Origin of the sequence: uncultured Campylobacter sp. (assembly GCF_938031315.1) — a bacterium.
Taxonomy (GTDB): domain Bacteria; phylum Campylobacterota; class Campylobacteria; order Campylobacterales; family Campylobacteraceae; genus Campylobacter_B.
This window is the reverse complement of record NZ_CALHHT010000279.1, coordinates 1-2315: the sequence shown is the minus strand read 5'-3', so window position 1 is coordinate 2315 and position 2315 is coordinate 1. Positions and strand designations below refer to the sequence as shown.

Here is a 2315-nt window from a genome sequence, read left to right as displayed (position 1 = left end):
GTAGATCGCTGCGCCGATGCCGTAGCTTGCGTATTCACTTGGGATAAACTCTATGAATTTCGCGCAGATATTAGGCACCAGCATTAGCGGCGTTACTAGCAGCAATAGCAGGCGCTCTATCGGGTTACACTTGGTTACGAACCAGCCCTGAAGCGAGGAGCTGAAGGCAAACATACCCACGATCGCCGTGGCAAAAATCAGCACGATTTGCAGTGGATCGCTGATCCAAACGATGCTCTTTGAATCCATCGGATCGCCGATGCTTTGGATCAAAAGCAACTTATTGTTGAAGAAAAACGCAAATGGAAGCACCGCGGTGCGCAGATCATACACGAAGCCCTGAAGTCCCACGGTTACCGGATTTGCCTTTGCGATGCCCGCCGCAGCATATGCGGCGATACCCACCGGAGGGGTATCATCGGCTAAAATTCCGAAATAAAATACGAAAAGATGCACTGCGATCGCAGGGATCAAAAAGCCGTTTTTGCCCGCTAGTATCAAGATCACTGGCGCAATCAGGCTTGAAACGACGATATAATTCGCCGTCGTAGGAAGCCCCATGCCCAAAATCAGGCTCATTATCGCAGTCATCAGAAGTATCAGCACTATGCTATTTCCCGCGACCGCTTCTACGAGCTCTGAAAGAACCTGTCCCAGCCCGGTAAGCGAGATCGAGCCGATGATGATGCCCGCTAGCGCGGTGGCAACGGCTACCGTGACCATGTTTTTAGCAGCACCTACCATAGCCCAAAAGATATCGACAAAGCCGACGATAAAATCGGACTTGCCAACCTTTTCGCCAAATATCGTTTTTTTAGCGGGCTCTTGTACGATCATTATTAAAAATAGCACGCAGATCGAGTTAAACGCCGCAGAGATCGCGCTTTCTTTCAGAATCAATAGAGTGAAAAGAAGCACCAAAATCGGTATTATGTAATGAATGCCGCTAAATATAATTTTTAGCTTTGAAACCTTGGCGTAATCGCGGCTGCCGCGAAGTCCTAGCTTGCAGCTTTCAAGATGCACGATAAAAAATAACCCCGCGTAGCAGACGAAGGCTGGGATCACCGCCGCGATCATTACGTTGGTATAGCTCATGCCTAAAAATTCCGCGATGATAAACGCCGCAGCGCCCATGATAGGCGGCATAAGCTGCCCGTTTACGCCCGCGGCTACCTCGATAGCGCCCGCCTTAGTAGCGGTAAGCCCCGCTTTTTTCATAAGCGGGATCGTAAAGGTGCCCACCGTCACGACGTTTGCAGTCGAGCTGCCGCTTACCATGCCGGTTAGTCCGCTGGCGATTACGCTAGCCTTGGCGGGTCCTCCGCGGAAGCGACCCAAAATCGCAAACGCTACGTTTATAAAATACTGCCCCGCTCCGGCTCGCTCCAAAAGCGCGCCGAATAGCACGAACAGATAAATGAAGCTGGTGCTGACCCCCACTGGTACGCCAAATACGCCCTCTGTAGTTAAAAACATATGCCCTGCAAGCAGTTCAAAGCTTGCGCCGCGATGCGCGATGATATCAGGCATATAAGGACCGAAGTAGCAATACAGAAGAAAGGTAAAAGCGATAATGCCAAGCGCTGGTCCCATCATACGACGACCTGCTTCAAAGAGTATGAAAATTCCGATAAACGACGCTACGATATCTCTGGTTAGATAATTTCCCGGGCGCTGCGCTAGCCCGTTAAATTCTATTGCAGGATACAAGATCGCGGCGACTCCGACGATTAATAAAATATAATCGTAAAACGGGATGTAAAAATGTGCCTTAGAGCGCGGGCGAAACGGAAAAAGCGAAAAAATTATAAAAATGGCGAACGCCAAGTGGATTGAGCGCGCGATATTCGTATTTAGCGTAAAATACGCGATGTAAAGCTGAAAGACCGACCACGAGAAGCAGACCAGCGTCACGAGCCAGAAGAGCTTTTTAGAGGTAAATTCTCTACTCTTTACCTCTAAAACCTGCTCATCTTTTTGTGTAGATTTCTCCATCAACTAGCCTATTTCAGCAGCCCGGCTTCTTTATACACCGCCTCTGCCGCAGGATGAAGCGGCGCGCTAAGCCCCTCTAAAAGAGATTCTTTGCTTACCAAATTTAACGCAGGGTGTAGCTTTTTATACTCGTCGAAATTATCAAGTATCGCCTTAACTACTGCCCTAACCGCCTCGTCGCTTTGGCTAGCGTCGGTTACGAGCACGGCCTTTACGCCGATAGTCTGCGTGTCGTGATCTACGCCGTCATACATTTTAGCAGGGATCACGCCTTTGGCAAAATATGGATATTTCTCCATAATTTTTTTAATATGCTC

2 protein-coding genes are annotated in these 2315 nt (G+C 49.0%); both read right to left on the bottom strand.

Annotated elements, in window-relative coordinates; genetic code table 11:
- The coding region (locus tag Q0236_RS06885) for a TRAP transporter permease (protein ID WP_297916334.1) at positions 1 to 1998 on the bottom strand (1998 nt) is incomplete at its 3' end.
- Between the two features lie 8 nt (positions 1999 to 2006).
- Positions 2007 to 2315, bottom strand: a 309-nt coding sequence (locus Q0236_RS06880) for a TAXI family TRAP transporter solute-binding subunit (RefSeq protein WP_297916332.1), incomplete at its 5' end; no start/stop codon positions are given.